This is a genomic window from Thainema salinarum CENA647, from assembly GCF_057732415.1.
The window spans coordinates 371,955-389,864 of sequence record NZ_JBYJZJ010000015.1 but is presented as its reverse complement, the minus strand read 5'-3'; the positions used below and the strand labels follow the sequence as shown (position 1 = coordinate 389,864).

18 protein-coding genes are annotated in these 17,910 nt (G+C 51.1%); 14 read left to right on the top strand and 4 right to left on the bottom strand.

Translation table 11 applies throughout. The annotated features are described in order from the left end of the window. Positions 1-15: 15 nt before the first annotated feature. The 4 genes from AC286M_RS03560 to AC286M_RS03545 all read right to left on the bottom strand — a co-directional run bounded on the left by AC286M_RS03560 (position 16) and on the right by AC286M_RS03545 (position 3,733). A complete protein-coding gene (locus tag AC286M_RS03560; RefSeq protein WP_488203073.1) occupies positions 16-294 on the bottom strand; it encodes an Asr1405/Asl0597 family protein in 279 nt (92 codons plus the stop codon). Continuing rightward, a complete protein-coding gene (gene cysE, locus AC286M_RS03555; RefSeq protein WP_488203072.1) occupies positions 287-1,057 on the bottom strand; it encodes a serine O-acetyltransferase in 771 nt (256 codons plus the stop codon). The genes AC286M_RS03560 and cysE overlap by 8 nt, the downstream gene beginning before the upstream one ends. Positions 1,058-1,613: 556 nt before the next feature. Next, positions 1,614-2,698, bottom strand: a protein-coding gene (locus AC286M_RS03550; protein WP_488203071.1) for an ISKra4 family transposase whose coding sequence is annotated in 2 segments (ribosomal slippage) — positions 1,614-2,512 and positions 2,512-2,698 — 1,086 coding nt in all. Because the reading frame shifts where the segments join, the coding sequence is not laid out codon by codon here. Positions 2,699-3,508: 810 nt separating this feature from the next. Beyond that, positions 3,509-3,733, bottom strand: coding sequence for a hypothetical protein (locus tag AC286M_RS03545; RefSeq protein WP_488203070.1), 225 nt, complete (start codon positions 3,731-3,733; stop codon positions 3,509-3,511). A gap of 22 nt (positions 3,734-3,755) precedes the next feature. Between AC286M_RS03545 and nifB the strand changes: the two genes are divergently transcribed. From nifB to nifW, 14 genes are all read left to right on the top strand, one after another. Beyond that, complete coding sequence (gene nifB, locus AC286M_RS03540) at positions 3,756-5,087, top strand: nitrogenase cofactor biosynthesis protein NifB (protein WP_488203069.1); 1,332 nt, start codon at positions 3,756-3,758, stop codon at positions 5,085-5,087. Positions 5,088-5,281: 194 nt separating this feature from the next. Continuing rightward, positions 5,282-5,698 (top strand): 4Fe-4S binding protein, encoded by a 417-nt coding sequence (locus AC286M_RS03535; RefSeq protein ID WP_488203068.1) that lies wholly within the window; start codon positions 5,282-5,284, stop codon positions 5,696-5,698. A gap of 45 nt (positions 5,699-5,743) precedes the next feature. Next, positions 5,744-6,937 (top strand): cysteine desulfurase NifS, encoded by a 1,194-nt coding sequence (gene nifS / locus AC286M_RS03530; protein ID WP_488203067.1) that lies wholly within the window; start codon positions 5,744-5,746, stop codon positions 6,935-6,937. Positions 6,938-7,018: 81 nt separating this feature from the next. Beyond that, on the top strand, positions 7,019-7,918 hold the full coding sequence (gene nifU / locus AC286M_RS03525; protein ID WP_488203066.1) for a Fe-S cluster assembly protein NifU: 900 nt from the start codon (positions 7,019-7,021) through the stop codon (positions 7,916-7,918). Positions 7,919-8,223: 305 nt separating this feature from the next. Next, positions 8,224-9,096, top strand: a complete 873-nt coding sequence (gene nifH / locus AC286M_RS03520) for a nitrogenase iron protein (RefSeq protein WP_488203065.1) — start codon at positions 8,224-8,226, stop codon at positions 9,094-9,096. Between the two features lie 111 nt (positions 9,097-9,207). Continuing rightward, positions 9,208-10,653 (top strand): nitrogenase molybdenum-iron protein alpha chain, encoded by a 1,446-nt coding sequence (nifD, locus tag AC286M_RS03515; RefSeq protein WP_488203064.1) that lies wholly within the window; start codon positions 9,208-9,210, stop codon positions 10,651-10,653. 154 nt (positions 10,654-10,807) lie between these two features. Continuing rightward, positions 10,808-12,382 (top strand): nitrogenase molybdenum-iron protein subunit beta, encoded by a 1,575-nt coding sequence (nifK, locus tag AC286M_RS03510; RefSeq protein ID WP_488203063.1) that lies wholly within the window; start codon positions 10,808-10,810, stop codon positions 12,380-12,382. A gap of 104 nt (positions 12,383-12,486) precedes the next feature. Beyond that, positions 12,487-12,780: a nitrogen fixation protein NifZ gene (locus AC286M_RS03505; RefSeq protein WP_488203062.1), complete on the top strand. Its 294-nt coding sequence runs from the start codon at positions 12,487-12,489 to the stop codon at positions 12,778-12,780. Positions 12,781-12,871: 91 nt separating this feature from the next. Further along, entirely contained in the window at positions 12,872-13,195 is a 324-nt protein-coding gene (locus tag AC286M_RS03500) for a Mo-dependent nitrogenase C-terminal domain-containing protein (protein WP_488203061.1), read from the top strand. A 152-nt stretch (positions 13,196-13,347) separates the two neighbouring features. Next, positions 13,348-16,152: a bifunctional nitrogenase iron-molybdenum cofactor biosynthesis protein NifEN gene (locus AC286M_RS03495; RefSeq protein WP_488203060.1), complete on the top strand. Its 2,805-nt coding sequence runs from the start codon at positions 13,348-13,350 to the stop codon at positions 16,150-16,152. Between the two features lie 37 nt (positions 16,153-16,189). After that, positions 16,190-16,627 carry a nitrogen fixation protein NifX gene (gene nifX / locus AC286M_RS03490; RefSeq protein WP_488203059.1) on the top strand — a complete coding sequence of 146 codons (438 nt, stop codon included), beginning with the start codon at positions 16,190-16,192 and terminating at the stop codon, positions 16,625-16,627. Beyond that, the gene (locus AC286M_RS03485; protein ID WP_488203058.1) at positions 16,624-17,103 is read left to right on the top strand and encodes a NifX-associated nitrogen fixation protein; all 480 of its coding nucleotides are present in this window, start codon (positions 16,624-16,626) and stop codon (positions 17,101-17,103) included. Before nifX ends, AC286M_RS03485 begins: the two co-directional genes overlap by 4 nt. A 78-nt stretch (positions 17,104-17,181) precedes the next feature. Continuing rightward, on the top strand, positions 17,182-17,400 hold the full coding sequence (locus tag AC286M_RS03480; protein ID WP_488203057.1) for a CCE_0567 family metalloprotein: 219 nt from the start codon (positions 17,182-17,184) through the stop codon (positions 17,398-17,400). Further along, complete coding sequence (gene nifW, locus AC286M_RS03475) at positions 17,397-17,714, top strand: nitrogenase-stabilizing/protective protein NifW (RefSeq protein ID WP_488203056.1); 318 nt, start codon at positions 17,397-17,399, stop codon at positions 17,712-17,714. Before AC286M_RS03480 ends, nifW begins: the two co-directional genes overlap by 4 nt. The last annotated feature ends 196 nt before the right edge of the window (positions 17,715-17,910 follow it).

The window sequence follows — 17,910 nt, the reverse complement described above, 5'->3', positions numbered from 1 at the left end:
AAAGATAAGGATAGGCTAATGATCAACCTGACACGCTTCCTGGGTTTGCCAGCAGCGTTCTAGCCAGTCAACGCTTTCGCGGCGGGAGGTCATAAACTGGCGGACGGTGCTGTGAACCAGTACTAGAGCTACTGCATGATTCACATCAACGCGCAGCGTACCGTCTGCTGGACAGGTGCAAGGGATACCCAGTTCTTTTAGGCGGTGATAGATAGACCAGCGATCGCACCTGCGTACAGACACAATCTGATTCCAGTTCAGACCAGTGGCTACTGGTCTATTGACGTTATTCATGATTCTGATACTCCAGAGTGGGCAGTGATGGGAGGATAGAGGGTAAGGGAGTAGGAGAGTAGGCGTGGGAGAGCGTGAGGCGTTGAACTTGAGTTTCTAGGGCTTCGATGCGATCGAGTAAGAGGCGGACGGTAGCGGCTTCCGCATCGGGTAGCTGGCCATGCTCTAGCGGTGCTGCTGCGGTGTTGCATCGACAGACGTTGCGATTCGGGATGCCAACGGCAGTGCAGTTAGCAGGCACCTGGCGCAGAACGACGGAACCCGCACCAATGCGGGCATGATCACCAATGTGAATGTTGCCCAGCACCTTCGCCCCAGTGCCAATCACGACGCCCTGGCCGATGGTGGGGTGACGTTTACCCGTTTCTTTACCCGTGCCGCCCAGAGTAACGCCCTGATAGATCAGCGTATAGTCACCCACAATGGCGGTTTCGCCAATCACCACCCCCATGCCGTGGTCAATAAACACACCGCGACCCAGCTGGGCACCGGGATGAATTTCAATCCCGGTAAAAAAGCGACTCAGATGGGAAATGAAGCGAGGAAAGAATCTGATGCCGCGATTGTGTAACCAGTGGGCTAACCGATGGGCTGCGATCGCATGTAGACCGGGATAGCAGCAGAGGACTTCGACCCAACCACGGGCAGCCGGATCACGCTTGAAGATAATTGCGAAGTCTTCGAAGAGAGGAATCTGCTGTTCTAACTGGTTGAACCAGTTGAGCACGGGCTGAATTAAGGGATGGGGTAGATAGAGTGACATGGTTCCGCAGGGCTGTGTTTACCTGCTTATAGCAAGCGACCGTTAGGCCCAGAAATTGCACTGCTCTAATCCAGACTTAATAAAGTAATTACTGCTGTACTCAATCGCTCAAACCCATTAGAGACGAGGATTTGAGATTTCTTTGGGTACAGGGGACGAGTATTTTGAGATGGATGTACAGGTATTTCTAAGACTAGGTACAAGTATTCTGTACTCAGGCGGAAGCACTGGTATACAAAGACCTGAGCGGCGATTGAGCTGATGCGAAAACCAGCCGCCATTGTACTCAAAATGAGTATTTAGATTGCAATAATCATAGTCTTATAAAAGAAACTGTAGCAGGCTATGCTAAAACCCTTCGATTTAATTCAGCATTCCTTAACAACTATTGGCTAGTAGGAATCCGATAATGATTTTTGTAAGCTATTCAAGGCACCAACACTCAAAGAGGGTCATTCGCTGCCGCACCTATTTCTAGCTAATCCCTGTCTAAATTCAATATGAGTGATTCACGATGAGTGGGAATACGAGTAGTGCTGTTTGCGATGGGAGCACGTCATCCGCTGGCGAGAGAATAAAGGTTGAGCTGGTTGTTCAGGTAAGCGCAGCGGAGCGCCAGAATTTGAGGAACATTCTGAGGGTTCCACTGCGCACCTGCGACCTGCACTCTGGCATCAATCTGCTTGATGAGTGATTCGACCGGGCCTGAGCCAATCGGCATCCCCTCTTGCTGGTAGTACCTGTAGTTGACAATCCGAGCGCGATGTCGCTCCAGATACCTCCCAAATCGTTGAGACTGCTGAGAGTTGAGCCCCGCAAACAGGGCACTGGCCTCATCGACCTGACCGTGCCACAGAAGGTGTCTGGCCTGGTTGAGCCGTTGAAGGGAACCGCCCACTTTATACAGGTTCTCCATCAGGTGATACCAGTCCAAGACCTCCTGGCGAGTGAGCCTCTCCATCTGTTGGTAGAGCGACCAAATGCCGCTGTGTCCGTCTCCTAAGCAGAACACAACACTGGCCCAGCAAAGGCTCCTGAGCCAGGCCAACAGCGCATCATTGTCGTCAAACCAGGCCATACCCACACCGTCACCGTCCAGCCGCACCGCCTTGTACTGCTTCCACTCGCTGGGCTCTCCGCTCGGAGTCACTAGGCGAACCATCCCGCCATCGAGAGCCATCTCCTTGACTGTCTCCTCTGGAGCCGATGACTCAATCGGATTGCGCCCTACGATGCGCTCGACACTCTTGGCGCTCACGGTGACCCCGGTGAGCAGTTCAACATCCCGACTCGCCTGCACGAAGGACACCGTTGCTCCCATCTGCAGACAACACAGCTCGACCAGGGGGCTGAACTGGACTCTGGGCTTGACTCCAAGCCGCTTGGCCTGCTGTCGGCCAACCTGCAATATGCCAAGGATGCTGGTTAGCTTTCGGGTTTCTCCTTCATCTTTGCCGACGCTTGTGTCGATAAAAAAAGACCTAAGTTGGGTGACACATGACGGTGCACTTGCTCACGGACCGTTTGCTCGATTTCGCCTAAGCTCGTCATCCTCATCCCCTGTTCCTTGGCGTCGTCATAGAGGATCTGTGCTAAAGCGTTGACGTGATGCTGCATTTGGTCGCGCTGGTCTGGAGTCATGTCAGGATCCGATAAGGGCACTCACTCCATTATATTTTTATCTCCTCAGCGGATGACGTGCTCCCGTTTGCGATCGCATCATCCCCAAACAAACGAGATCTAGACCTAGCGTCACTAAAGCTCAACTTGCCAATGTTACATTGTTTAACACAAAAAAGTGCGGCTTGTTACTAAAGAAATTGTGAAATCGAAAGAACTGATACAGACAACGATTTAGACTGTTAAACAATCCAATTTATTTTGTAGCTAATTTATCAGAATCAGTCCATTTGAGTACTCAGCGGCAACTCTTTTTGAAGTGTACTTAAACTGCGCCAAATCCTTGTGGTGTAGCGAATAGCGCTGAGTACAGTAATGATCGGGCCGAGTGAAAAAAATACTAGTCCTCCCTTCGTAAAAGACTAGTGCCCTGACCCTAAAAATATTTTTGATTGCGAATTGATAGGTGTTATAGCGGTTGAGTACAGCGTTAATTACTCAATAAACTTTATCGGGCATTTTGACAAAGCACGTCCTAGCCCCATTGCTATAAATCGTTCAACGCCGAGCAACCAGTCTTTGAGAGTTAGTTGAAATCGGTGGAATCAATTCAGACCTGATCAATCGGCTCGGTTAGAGCACCTTTATTTATTTGAATCGTGTCTATTTGATTCCGTTAATTCAGCTAAGCACTATCAACAAATTCAGGTTATCGGATAAGGCATCGCACTCTCTTAAAACCACACGCGCTGCATCATCTAGTCTCTCATTTTTGGTCTACAGCTAAGTTGGCCTTGTAGAAAAGCAACTGTATTTACAGTATTGATGCGGTTAGTTGATGTAGCGCCACTCTTTCTTCTCTCTTTCTTTTTTCCACTGCTTCCTTTTTATTGCTGTCCTGCCCCTTACTACACCAAAAACAATGACGCCACCGCCACCCTCTGCCCTTGCTTCCGCGCCTGCTGCGACGCCCGAGCTGGACATTACATTGACTAAAACAAAAGTTGAAGTCAAAAAGTCTGGCGGCGGCTGCGGCTGCAGCAGTAAAAACGACACTGCTACTGGCCTAAGTGAGTCGATGAAGGCTCGTATCGAGAAGCATCCCTGCTACAGCGAAGAAGCCCATCACCACTATGCCCGGATGCACGTTGCTGTTGCACCCGCTTGCAATATCCAATGTAACTACTGCAATCGTAAATACGACTGCGCGAACGAAAGCCGTCCCGGCGTGGTTAGCGAACTGTTAACGCCTGAAGAAGCGGCTCATAAAGTATTAGTGGTCGCAGGCAAGATTCCTCAAATGACGGTACTGGGCATTGCTGGCCCTGGCGATCCATTAGCGAATCCAGAGAAAACTTTCCGTACTTTCGAACTCATTGCCGACAAAGCACCGGATATCAAGCTCTGCCTCTCAACCAATGGCTTGATGCTGCCAGATTATGTAGATCGGATTAAACAACTCAATGTTGATCACGTCACGATCACGATCAATATGGTTGATCCGGAAATTGGTGAAAAGATTTATCCCTGGGTTCACTACCGCCGCCGTCGCTATCGCGGCATTGAAGGAGTAAAAATCCTGCATGAGCGGCAGATGGAAGGCTTACAGGCTCTGCAAGAAGCCGATATTCTCTGTAAAGTGAACTCCGTTTTGATTCCTGGCATTAACGACGAGCACATGCCAGAAGTGAATAAAGCTATCCGGGAACGAGGCGCATTTTTGCATAACATTATGCCCCTGATCTCGGCTCCGGAGCACGGCACGTACTTTGGTCTAAACGGTCAACGTGGACCTAACCCCAAGGAGCTAAAAACCGTTCAAGACAAGTGCTCCGGCAACATGAAACTGATGCGCCACTGTCGCCAGTGTCGGGCAGATGCCGTCGGTCTGTTAGGTGAAGACCGCAGCCAAGAATTTACCAAAGAGAAATTCATGGAGATGTCGGCAGACTATAGCCTAGAAACCCGACAGGCCATTCATCTCAACATCGAGCAAACTCGTGCCGCCGTTGCAGAGAAGAAAAAGGCAGCCGTTGGCGCAAATGGCTCTTCAACTGTCCAGGCAAGTCTCAAAGTCCTTGTTGCTGTTGCAACTAAAGGCGGTGGCTTAGTAAATCAGCATTTTGGTCACGCCAAAGAGTTCATGATTTACGAAGTCGATGCCACCGAAGCTAAGTTTATTGGCCACCGCAAAGTCGCTGACTACTGCCAAGGCGGCTACGGCGAAGAGGCGGCTCTCGACGGCATCATCAAGACCATCGCTGACTGTAAAGCGATTCTAGCGGCCAAAGTTGGCCCCTGCCCCCAGAAAGAGCTACAGAAAGCCGGACTAACGGTAATCGAAGCCTACGACGTGATTGAGACGGTCGCACGGCAGTTTTATGACGAACAGGTTTTGGTAGATGGGTAGGAGGGTGGATGGGTGGATGAGTAGATGAGTAGGAGGGTGGAGGGTTACTGGGTGCTAGCCAGAATGCAACATCTGCAACCCAAAACTTAATGCCTAAAATCTCATACCTAATACCTCATCCACCCATCCACTCATCTACTCTCCCACTCATCCACTCTCCCGCCTCTCCCTTACACACCACGAGGAACTGAGCCATGACTTACACCATTACAAGTGACTGTATTAGTTGTCAGCGCTGTTACTCTGCTTGCCCTACGGGAGCGATTCAAACTGACGGAATGAGTTTCTGGATTGATATCAATCGCTGTAATCAGTGTGAAGGCTCCTATGGAGTGCCCCAGTGCTGGGCGGTTTGTCCGACTAATGAAGGCTGTATCGCCCTAACTACAGAAGTTGAAGCCGTCCTGCTGGCATCTAGAACTGAACCGCTGAATGAATATTGGAGAACGTGGTTCGAGTCTTACACCCGCATGGTGGCGCGACTGAAAGGGAAACAAGCCGATAATCAGCAGTCAAGCTATTGGCGTCAGTGGTTTGAGACCTATGCCAAAACGCTAAAGAATTTGCAGGCTGATCACCGCGCCTCATACCAGCCCGAAACCTGTTCCTAGCCTTTAATACCAGCCCACATTTGTTTTCACTGCGGAGATGAAGTAATGGTCATTTATTTGGATAACAACGCCACAACTCAGGTTGATCCGGAAGTGCTGGAGGCGATGCTGCCTTATTTAAGCGACCTTTACGGCAATCCCTCGTCAATGCACAGCTTCGGTGGCCAGGTTGGTGCGGCAGTTCAACAGGCCAGAGAGCAAGTGGCGGCGCTGCTCGGAGCTGAAGATACCGAAATTATTTTCAATAGCTGCGGCAGTGAAGGCAATAATACCGCTATCCATGCGGCTCTCGCTGCTCAGCCCGAAAAGCGCCATATCGTCACCACGGCAGTCGAGCATCCGGCCATCCTTAACGTATGCAAGCATTTAGAAAAGAAAGGCTACACCGTTACTTATCTATCCGTCGATAAGCGTGGCCAGCTTGACCTAATGGAAGTTGAAGCGGCCATGACAGGGGGGACAGCGCTCGTCACCACCATGTACGCCAATAACGAAACAGGCGTGATTTTCCCAATCGAACAAATTGGCGCGATCGCAAAAGAGTATGGCGCAACATTCCACGTGGATGCCGTGCAAGCTGTGGGTAAAGTGCCCATTGATCTGAGTAACAGCACAATTGACCTGCTGACGTTGTCTGGACATAAGCTCCATGCGCCCAAGGGCATCGGCGCACTCTATGTGCGGCGCGGCTTTCGGTTCCGTCCGTTCCTCTTGGGGGGACACCAAGAGCGCGGACGACGAGCCGGAACCCAGAATGTACCTGCCATTGTAGCGCTTGGCAAAGCAGCAGAACTGGCTCAGAAACACCTGCAAAACGTGGATCAGGAGCGCTGGCTACGCGACTTGCTAGAGAAGCAGCTCCTGGAGATGATTCCAGACTGTGACGTAAATGGCGGCGGCACCGAGCGCTTACCCAACACCACTAATATCGGCTTTAAGTACATCGAAGGCGAAGCTATCCTATTCATGCTCAATAAGCACGAGATTTGCGCCTCCTCCGGCTCCGCCTGCACCTCCGGCTCCCTCGACCCATCCCACGTCCTGACCGCAATGGGACTACCCTACACCATCCTGCATGGCTCGATCCGCTTCAGCCTCTCTCGCTTCACCACTGAAAACGACATCCAGCACGTCTTAGCGGTAATGCCCGGCATCGTCGAAAAACTCCGGGCACTCTCTCCCTTTAACAACGACCAAGCCGACTGGCTGCAAGAACGAAACGTTGCTGTTGTGTCTTAGTTACGCACGGTAGGGGCAAATGGCCATTTGCCCCTACAAAACCTACCTTATCCACCCTAACCCTCTACCCCTGAAACTGCCATGTGGGACTATTCCGAAAAAGTACTCGAACTGTTCTACAATCCCGTAAACCAAGGCGCGATCGCAGATGCAGATCCCAGTGAAACTGATGTAGCGGTCGTTTACGGCGAAGTGGGCAGTATTGCCTGCGGTGATGCGCTCAGACTGCATCTCAAAATCCAGGTATCAGCGGATCAGATTCTGGATGCTAGCTTTCAAACCTTTGGCTGCACCAGTGCGATCGCATCTTCTTCGGCACTGACAGAAATCATTAAAGGTAAAACCCTCGACGAAGCGCTTAATATCTCCAATCAAGATATCGCTGATTATCTGGGCGGTTTGCCAGAAGCGAAAATGCACTGTTCCGTCATGGGGCAAGAGGCGCTAGAAGCAGCGATTTACAAGTATCGCGGCATCGAAGTTGAGCATCACGAAGACGATGAAGGAACTCTAATCTGCGCCTGCTACGGCATCTCAGAACCCCGGATTCGCCGCATTGCGATCGAGAACGACTTGACGACCGTTGAGCAAGTTACCAATTACGTCAAAGCAGGCGGTGGCTGTGGGTCTTGCCTCGCAGGGATTGAAGACATCCTGATCGAAGTACAGCAGGAGCGAGCCGCTATGCCCGCCCGCGTAGCCGCTGAGATCGAGCCTGAGTCTCGCCCCTCGGCTCCCATGACCACCATTCAAAAAATCATGCTGATCCAGCAGGTACTGGACGAAGAAATCCGTCCCATCTTGATTGCAGACGGTGGCGATGTTGAACTGCACGATGTCGATGGCGATCGCGTCCTCGTCAAACTACGCGGAGCCTGCGGCTCCTGCGCCAGCAGCACAGCAACGTTGAAATACGCCATTGAAGCCAAACTGCAAGAGCGAGTCTTACCCTCCCTAGTGGTTCAAGAAATAACTGGATAGAAGAGGTGAGGAGTGAGGCGAGAGGCGAGAGGCGTTTGTCTATCTCACGCTCAATGCTGACTCTAAAGCTTAATTCCTCACTCCTCACTCCCTCACTTTCTCACTCCTCACTCCCTCACTCTCTCACTTCCCCCATGAACACCCTAACCCCCATCCACTTTGGGCAATCGCCTCCGGCCTGACCCCAAAGTTGCGATTCAATCTCTTAACAGAATTCAACCTGCATATTCCTCCTGGCTGGTGAATTTTGACTCCTACACCATTCACATTGTCCACTCACAAACCCTAAACGGAGAAATCCACTCATGCGACAGATTGCATTTTACGGAAAAGGCGGTATCGGTAAATCCACCACATCCCAGAACACAATCGCAGGGATGGCTGATCGCCACCGCATCATGATTGTGGGCTGTGACCCCAAGGCAGACTCGACTCGCTTAATGCTACACAGCAAGGCGCAAACCACCATCCTGCACCTAGCAGCCGAGCGGGGCGCAGTCGAGGATCTGGAACTCGACGAAGTACTACTCGAAGGCTACAAAGGCGTTAAGTGCGTTGAGTCCGGTGGCCCTGAACCCGGTGTTGGTTGTGCCGGTCGAGGCATCATTACCGCCATTAACTTCTTAGAAGAAGAAGGTGCTTACGAAGATCTCGATTTTGTCTCCTACGACGTATTGGGTGACGTTGTGTGCGGCGGTTTTGCAATGCCCATTCGGGAAGGCAAAGCTCAAGAAATCTACATTGTCTGCTCCGGTGAAATGATGGCGATGTATGCCGCCAACAACATTGCCCGAGGCATTCTCAAGTATGCTCACTCCGGTGGTGTCCGTCTAGGCGGCCTCATTTGTAACAGCCGTAATGTTGATCGGGAAATCGACTTAATTGAAACCCTGGCGGCTCGCCTTGGTACTCAAATGATTCACTATGTACCCCGTGACAACATCGTTCAGCACGCTGAACTACGCCGCATGACGGTCATTGAGTATGCTCCAGACAGCAAGCAAGCTGAAGAATATCGGACGCTAGCTCGCAAGATTGAGGATAACAAGAACCTCGTTATCCCCACCCCCATCTCAATGGACGAACTCGAAGATCTCCTCGTTGAGTTCGGTTTGTTGAATGGTGACGAAGAGTACGAAAAAGCGATCGCAGCTGATAAAGCAACAGCACCTGTTTAATTACCTGATCTAGTAACCGGGTTTCTATAACCATCAACTAGCTAGGAAACCCGGTTTCTGCCCCTTCCCCACCTATCGTATCCACTCATCCACCCTACCTAAGAGGGCATCATGACCACCGTAGAAGACAGAAAAGCGCTCGTCCAGGAAGTACTGGAAGCGTATCCTGAAAAAGCTAAAAAGAGCCGCTCCAAGCACTTGAACGTCACTGAAGAAGGCGCTTCTGACTGCGGCGTGAAGTCCAACAAAAAGTCTGTTCCCGGCGTAATGACCACCCGTGGCTGTGCCTATGCAGGTGCGAAAGGTGTGGTCTGGGGGCCAGTCAAGGACATGATTCACCTCAGTCACGGCCCAGTTGGTTGCGGCTACTACTCCTGGTCTGGTCGTCGTAACTACTACATCGGCACCACCGGAGTCGATACCTTCGGCACCATGCAGTTCACCTCCGACTTCCAGGAGCGGGACATTGTATTTGGTGGCGACAAAAAGCTAGATAAGCTAATCGACGAAGTCGAAGAACTCTTCCCGCTCAGCCAAGGCACCACCATTGAATCAGAATGCCCCGTCGGCCTAATCGGAGACGACATTGAAGCCGTTGCCAAGAAAAAAGCCAAAGAGTACGGCAAGCCCGTTGTTCCGGTTCGCTGCGAAGGCTTCCGGGGTGTATCTCAATCCCTGGGTCACCATATCGCCAACGACACCGTGCGAGACTGGGTACTGCCCAAAGCTGATGAATACCGCAAACTACCCGAAGGGTTCGAACCTGGTCCTTACGATGTCAACATCATCGGTGACTACAACATCGGTGGAGATGCTTGGCCCAGCCGCTTGTTACTAGAAGAAATTGGCCTCCGCGTCATCTGCCAATTCTCCGGTGACGGTACCTTCAATGAAGTGGTTATGACGCCGCTAGCGAAGCTGAACCTGATCCACTGCTATCGCTCCATGAACTACATCTGCCGCTTCATGGAAGAGAAGTACGGCATCGGCTGGATCGAGTACAACTTCTTTGGCCCGACCCAAATCGCGAAGTCACTCCGCAAGATTGCCGCTCAGTTCGACGAAACCATCCAGGAGAACGCTGAGCGGGTGATCGCGAAGTACCAAGCCCGCATGGATGCTGTCGTTGAAAAATATGGCCCCCGCCTAGAAGGTAAGGAAGTGATGATGATGGTTGGTGGTCTGCGCCCCCGCCACGTTATCCCCGCTTTTGAAGACCTAGGCATGAAAGTAATTGGTACTGGCTATGAGTTTGGCCACGGCGACGACTACAAGCGCACCGCCGACTATGTAGACGAAGGCACTGTTATCTACGACGATGTCAGCGGCTATGAGTTTGAAGAACTGGCCAAGCAACTCAAGCCCGACCTGATTGCAGCAGGTATTAAAGAGAAATACGTCTTCCAGAAGATGGCCCTGCCGTTCCGTCAGATGCACTCCTGGGATTACTCCGGCCCATACCACGGCTACGACGGCTTTGAAGTCTTCGCCCGCGATATGGATCTCGCGATTAACAATCCAACCTGGGATTTGATTAACGCACCTTGGAATGAGTAAACGGGTAGATGGGTCGGTGGGTAGATGGGTAGATGGATAGGCGAGTAAGTGAATATTAAGACTCTCCCACCCATCCACGCTCCCACCCATCCACCCCTCATTCCTCTCCTCTCCCTCATTCACTCCTCCACCCCTCATCCTTCAGGAGAACATCATGACTCAGAACGAAGAAAACAACATTCCGACTCCCTGCGGAGCAGAGGAAGTTGGTAAGATCCAGGATCACTTTGATCTGTTCCATACGGATACCTATCAGGATCTATTTGAGTACAAGCGCCAGTTTGAAGGTGCCCATAGCCCTGAAAAAGTTGCCGAAGTGGCTGAATGGACGAAAAGCTGGGAATATCGGGAAAAGAATTTCGCTCGGGAAGCTTTGACTATTAATCCCGCGAAAGCCTGTCAGCCTCTCGGTTCCCTGTTTGTCGCTTCCGGTTTTGAAGGTACGCTACCATACAGCCACGGTTCTCAAGGTTGCGTCGCATACTTCCGCACCCACCTCACCCGTAACTACAAAGAGCCGTTCCAAGCTGTTTCCTCCTCTATGACAGAAGATGCGGCAGTATTTGGTGGCCTCAACAACCTGAAGCAGGGTTTGCAGAACTCTTACGAGCTGTATAAGCCTAAAATGATTGCCCTCTGCACCACCTGTATGGCGGAAGTCATCGGGGATGACATTGGCGCATACATTACGACCGCTAAGAACGAAGAAATGATTCCTGCGGACTTGCCCGTTCCTGCTGCTCACACGCCTAGCTTTGTTGGTTCCCACATCACGGGCTACGACAACATGCTGATCAGCATTCTTAAGACGCTGACGGCTGGCAAGAAAGCTGAAACCACGAATGGTAAGTTTAACTTCAACCTGGGTTTCGATCCCTACGTCGGCAATATCCGCGAGCTGAAGCGCATCCTGAACCTGTTCGGCATCGACTACACCATTCTGTCGGACAACTCCGATACGTTTGATTCTCCCAATACGGGTGAATTCAAGATGTACAACGGATTAACGACTCTTGAAGAAGCTGGTGATTCCATCAATGCTGAAGGTACTTTCTTCTTCCAGAAGTATACGACGCCGAAGACTCAGGAGTACATCACCACCGAGTGGAGCCAGAAAACCTACAACTTCCGTCCGTTTGGCATTAAGGGTACCGACGAATTCCTGATGGCTTTGTCGGCGGTTACCGGCAAGGCGATTCCTCAAGAGCTACAGCAAGAGCGGGGCCGTGCAGTTGATGCGCTGACCGATTCCCAAGCTTGGATTCACGGTAAGCGGGTTGCCCTCTATGGCGATCCTGACCATGTGTTTGGTATTACCCAGTTCTTACTCGAAATGGGCGCTGAGCCAGTCCACATTGTTGTCACCAACTCGAATGAACAGTTTGAGACAGAACTGCGTGAGGTACTAGCTAACAGCCCCTACGGCCAAGGAGCTACCATCTGGGGCAAGAAAGACCTGTGGCACCTCCGCTCTTTGATGTTCACTGAGCCAGTAGACCTGCTGATTGGTAATTCCTACGGTAAGTACCTCTGGCGGGATACAAAAACGCCGCTGGTTCGCATTGGCTATCCGATTTTTGATCGGCACCACATGCACCGCTATCCGACGTTGGGCTATCAGGGTGCGATCAACCAGTTCAACTGGATTATCAACACCATTCTGGACGAGCTGGATCGCAAGACGATCATTCCGGCGAAGACGGATATCTCGTTTGACCTGATTCGTTAATTCGTCTCCCTTAGGGGCGAATGCCATTCGCCCCTACACCTGAACCTTGCCCGTACAGGCGAATACCATTCGCCCCTACATTTGACCCTTCACTGGAGAATTTCATGAAACTCAGCGAAGAAATTGAACTGGATGGGCCACCTATTTTTGATATGGGCCAGCGTGTTCGCACCCGTAAATTGATCCGTAACGACGGCACCTTTCCCGGCAAAGATATTGGTTTCCATCTGGCGAAGAAAGGCGACATTGGCTACATTGTCGGCATTGGGACTTACCTACAGCGGGCTTACATCTACTCCGTGCATTTTCTGGAATCCAACTTTGTAGTTGGTTGCCTCAGTCGCGAATTGGAACTGGCCGAAGATCATAAGCCGCTGATCGAGCAAGAAGACTGGTAAGTATATTTTGGATTTTGGATTTTAGATTGCTGATTTTCGATCAAGGCACATCAAAATTCAAATCGTAAATTGCTATTTCTGAGGCCAACCTATGGTACTCCTCACACCACACTCCCATCCCCAATCTGTTGCGGCAGAGCCTCGAAAATTACCTGGCTTTGACCTACTCAGACCGCTGCGTCGCTGGGTTGAGCAGATTAAAGTCACCAACCGTCATTTTGCTCATCTGGTTTGCCGAGTTGTTCCCTGCTGCTGCCCCTTTGAACGAGATATTTCTCTATTTGGCCGCACGGTTCATATTCCAGTTCTGTGCAAACTCAATCCGCTTTATAACGAACTGGTCGGTTTACGGTTTCGCTCTTTGGGTTATCTGGCAGATGTCTGTGGCGAAGATGTCACCCAGTACCTTTGCTGAATTTCATCGGTAGGGCGAAGGAGGGCGAAGCATTTGGTCAACGGCCTTTGAGTCATATTTATAACTTCTAACCCAAATGCTTCGCCCCTACGTCCAGATTTAGCGCCTCACGCCTCACGCTTTACTCTTTGCTCCTTACCTCCCCAACTGCCATGAAAATGACTGCTGGTAAAATCAACGAACTGCTGACCCAGCCGGGCTGTGAGCATAATCACAAGAAAGGTGAGAAGGGTAAGAACAAAGCCTGTCAGCAGCAAGCTCAACCCGGTGCGGCTCAGGGCGGATGCGCCTTCGATGGAGCCAGTATTGCCTTAGTTCCTATCACGGATGTGGCGCATTTGGTACATGGCCCCATTGCTTGTGCGGGCAACTCGTGGGGCAGTCGGGGTAGCCTTTCGTCTGGACCCATGATTTACAAGATGGGCTTTACGACGGATCTAAGCGAAAACGACATTATCTTCGGCGGCGAAAAGAAGCTTTATAAGGCGATTCACGAGGTTAAGGAACGGTATAACCCGGCGGCAGTATTCGTTTACCTGACCTGTGTGACGGCATTGATTGGGGATGATTTGGATGCGGTTTGTCAGGCGGCAACTAAAAAGTTTGGTTTACCTGTTGTACCCGTTAGTTCTCCTGGCTTTGTGGGCAGCAAGAACCTGGGCAACCGGATCGGCGGTGAGGCGCTGCTGGAGTATGTTGTCGGCACAGGTGAACCGGAATATACGACTCCCTATGACATTAACTTGATTGGTGAATACAATATCGCTGGTGAAATGTGGGGCGTGGTGCCGCTGCTGGAAAAGCTGGGTATCCGTGTGCTAGCTAAGATTACTGGCGATGCCCGCTATCAAGAAATCACCTGCGCTCACCGGGCTAAGCTAAATGTGATGATCTGCTCTAAGGCGCTGATCAATATGGCGCACAAGATGCAGGAGCGTTATGGCATTCCCTATATCGAAGCGTCAATCTATGGCGTGGAAGATATGAATAACTTGCTCCGTGCGATCGCAGCTCATTTTAATGACGATGACCTCAAAGCCCGTGTCGAAGATCTGATTGCGGAGGAAACCGCTAAGCTTGATCAAGCTCTAGAACCCTATCGTCAGCGGCTCCAGGGCAAGCGCGTTGTTCTCTACACGGGCGGCGTTAAGAGCTGGTCGATTATCTCTGCGGCTCAAGACCTTGGGATTGAAGTAGTTGCCACCAGTACCAAAAAGAGTACTGAGGAAGATAAGGCTCGGATTAAAGAGCTGCTGGGCAAAGACGGCATTATGATGCAAAAGGGAAATGCCCAAGAGCTGCTGAAGGTGATCGCCAAGACCAATGCCGACATGCTGATTGCCGGAGGTCGCAACCAGTACACTGCCCTCAAAGCCCGTATTCCCTTCCTCGATATTAACCAAGAACGCCATCATCCCTACGCTGGCTATGTCGGCATGATTGAAATGGCTAAGGAGCTGGATGAAGCGCTGCATAGTCCAATTTGGCAACAGGTGCGGTTGGCTGCGCCGTGGGAAGAGAGCAAGGGAGCTGATGCAATCCACCCATCCACCCATCCACCCATCCACCCTCCCACCAAAATTGTCGCTCGCAAAAAGTCCGTTGCCGTCAATCCTCTGAAGCAAAGCCAGCCGCTGGGAGCATCGTTAGCTTTCTTAGGCGTCAAAGGCATCATGCCGCTATTCCACGGGTCGCAGGGCTGTACGGCGTTTGCCAAAGTGATGCTGGTGCGCCACTTCCGGGAAGCGATTCCGATGTCTACGACGGCGATGACCGAGGTGACCACGATTCTGGGTGGCGAAGAGAATATCGAAACCGCAATTTTGACTCTGCTTGAAAAGGCACAGCCAGAGGTGATTGGCCTTTGCACCACAGGGCTTACCGAGACACGAGGGGATGATATGCAGGGCATCCTGCGCACGATTCGGCAGAATCGCCCCGAACTAGCTAATCTACCGATTGCATTTGCGTCTACGCCGGACTTTAAGGGGGCGTTGCAGGATGGCTATGCGGCGGCGGTTGAGGCACTGGTGCGAGACATTCCGATCGGTCATGAGAATGGCTTTGATTTAGATGCGCTGCATACCGACCCCTACTATCCCCATCCAGTCCCGACTGCTGAGCAGCAGGTAACGGTGTTGGTCGGATCGTCTCTGGCTCCAGGTGATGTGCAGGCGGTCAAAGATATGGTAGAAGCCTTTGGTCTAAAGCCTGTGGTGTTACCGGATTTATCTGCTTCTCTGGATGGGCATTTATCGGACGAATATAGCGCTGTGACCACAGGTGGTACGACCCTGGCAGAGTTGCGATCGCTCAATCGCTCTATCTTTACCTTGGCGATTGGCAATACGATGACCACCGCCGCCGAGATCCTGCAACAGCGGTTTGGCACTGAGTTTACCGTATTTAACAGCCTGACAGGTCTAGCTGCCGTCGATCAGTTTTTAGATAAACTTTCTGTCATTAGTGGTCAACCTGTTCCCGCAAAATACCTGCACCAGCGCCGCCAGCTTCAGGATGCCATTCTGGATACCCATTTCTTCTTTGGTCGCAAGCGCGTGGCTCTGGCTCTGGAACCCGATTTACTACATGCGATCGCATGGTGGCTCACTACCACTGGAGCAAAAGTTCATGCGGCTGTTACCACCACGAAGTCAAAGCTGCTCAAGGATTTGCCGGTTGAGACGGTCACCATCGGCGACCTAGAAGATTTTGCCGAGTTGGCAAACGGGGCAGATCTGCTGATTGCCAATTCCAACGCCAAAGCGCTCTCGAAGCAGTTGGGGACTCCGCTCTATCGCTTGGGCTTTCCGATCTTCGACCGCCTTGGCAATGGTCGCCGCTGCATTGTCGGCTACGACGGCACCACCCAGCTCCTTTTCGACATTGGCAACATCTTTATGGAAGCAGACGAGGAGCACGCGCATGAGCTGGTGCAGGGGTGGAGACAGGAGTGAAACGAGAGGAAGTTTTATTCTCAAACGGAGACAACTGATGAAAATAGCATTCACAACCAAGGATTCCGTTCATATCAATGCTCACTTTGGCTGGGCTAATCAGATTGATGTGTATGAGGTTGATACAGAAGGCTACAACTTTGTAGAAGCCTTAGAGTTCACAGGCGACCTCAAAGAAGATGGCAATGAAGACAAGCTGGAGCCGAAGCTGAAAGCCTTACACGACTGCACGATTGTCTATGTAGCTGCCATTGGTGGTAGCGCAGCCGCTCGCCTAATTCACCGCAACATCACACCGATTAAAGCAGAGTCTGAAGATGACAAAATTGAAACCGTGCTGACTCGGTTGGTGAAGACCCTCAACAGCAGCCCACCACCTTGGCTGCGTAAGGCTCTACAAAAGGGAAAAGCAGCCCAAGCAGCCAGCCAGTTCGATGATGATTTTGACACAGTTGAAGAAGAGGTACTTGTATGAGTCCAGTTGAAACTCCTGACACGTTTAGCGCAGCGCTACTGGTCGATAATTCGCCCTTTCTCAAAGCCATTGTTCAGCAAATTCGCGCCAATGATCCCTATGGTACTTACCGAAATTGGAGTGATGAGCTGCTGCTAAAGCCCTATGTGATTCCCAAGAAGCAGCGTCGAGAGATTCCGGTAGAAGGCGATGTAGACCCGATCACGCTGAGCCGAATTTTGGGTTTCTATCGTGCGATCGCAGCGCGGATTGAAGAAGAAACGGGCCAGCTTTCCCAAGTTGTAGTGGATTTGAGCCACGAAGGCTTTGGCTGGGCGCTGATCTTCTCCGGTCGCTTAATCCTAGTTTCCAAGACCCTGCGTGATGCTCAGCGCTTTGGTTTTGATACTTTGGAAAAGCTCAATGCTGAAGGTGAAAAGCTGGTGCAGAAAGGGGTTGATCTGGCTCGCAAGTATCCTGACGTGTGTGACATTTAGCCCTAACCCTCTGGGCGACTGGTAGTCGCCCCTACTTCTTTCACTCCCGACCTTTCATGTATCAAGCTTTGTTCTCCTATGACTCAGATTACTGAACCCACCGTTGACGAACTCAAGCAGCAAATCAAACGGCTGAACAGCAAAGCGGGTCAGATGAAGATGGATCTTCACGATATTGCTGAAGGTTTACCGAATGACCTTGAACAATTACCAGAAGCCGCTGAGCGTACCTACGCTATCTACTGTCAACTCCGCGAACTCAAACAACAGCTAAAAACCCTGGAGGCCGCCCAATGACGACCCTAACCTTATCCCTAGCTCAGTTCAACCAGTTGAAAGATGCTGAAGAATATCTTGAATTCTTTGGCCTGGACTACGATCCCAAGGTGGTGAACGTTAACCGTTTGCATATTCTGCGTAAGTTTTCTCAACTGGTGCAGTCTGTAGATAAGAATCAAAGCGAGGATGCCTTGCTAGCTGCCTATCGGCAGGAACTACGGAATGCTTATATCCTGTTTGTTACGTCAAGTTCCGTTGAGCAAAAGCTATTCAAGGTTTTCCAAGACAAGCCGAAGAATGTTGTGATGCTGTCCGACATCGAGATGGAATAGTCAATCGGCTCAGCATTTGCAAACCGTCGGTTGGGCAAGGCACGAAACCCAACCCCAGCAGGCCAGCCAGCTCCTATCAAGTCTGGTTGAAAACCCATCATTTACTGTTTGTAAAACGTTTGCGGAGCAAACGCTTTACAAACAATAAATTGGGTTCTGATACACAGATTTGATATCAGTTCTACTCTCTGTCACC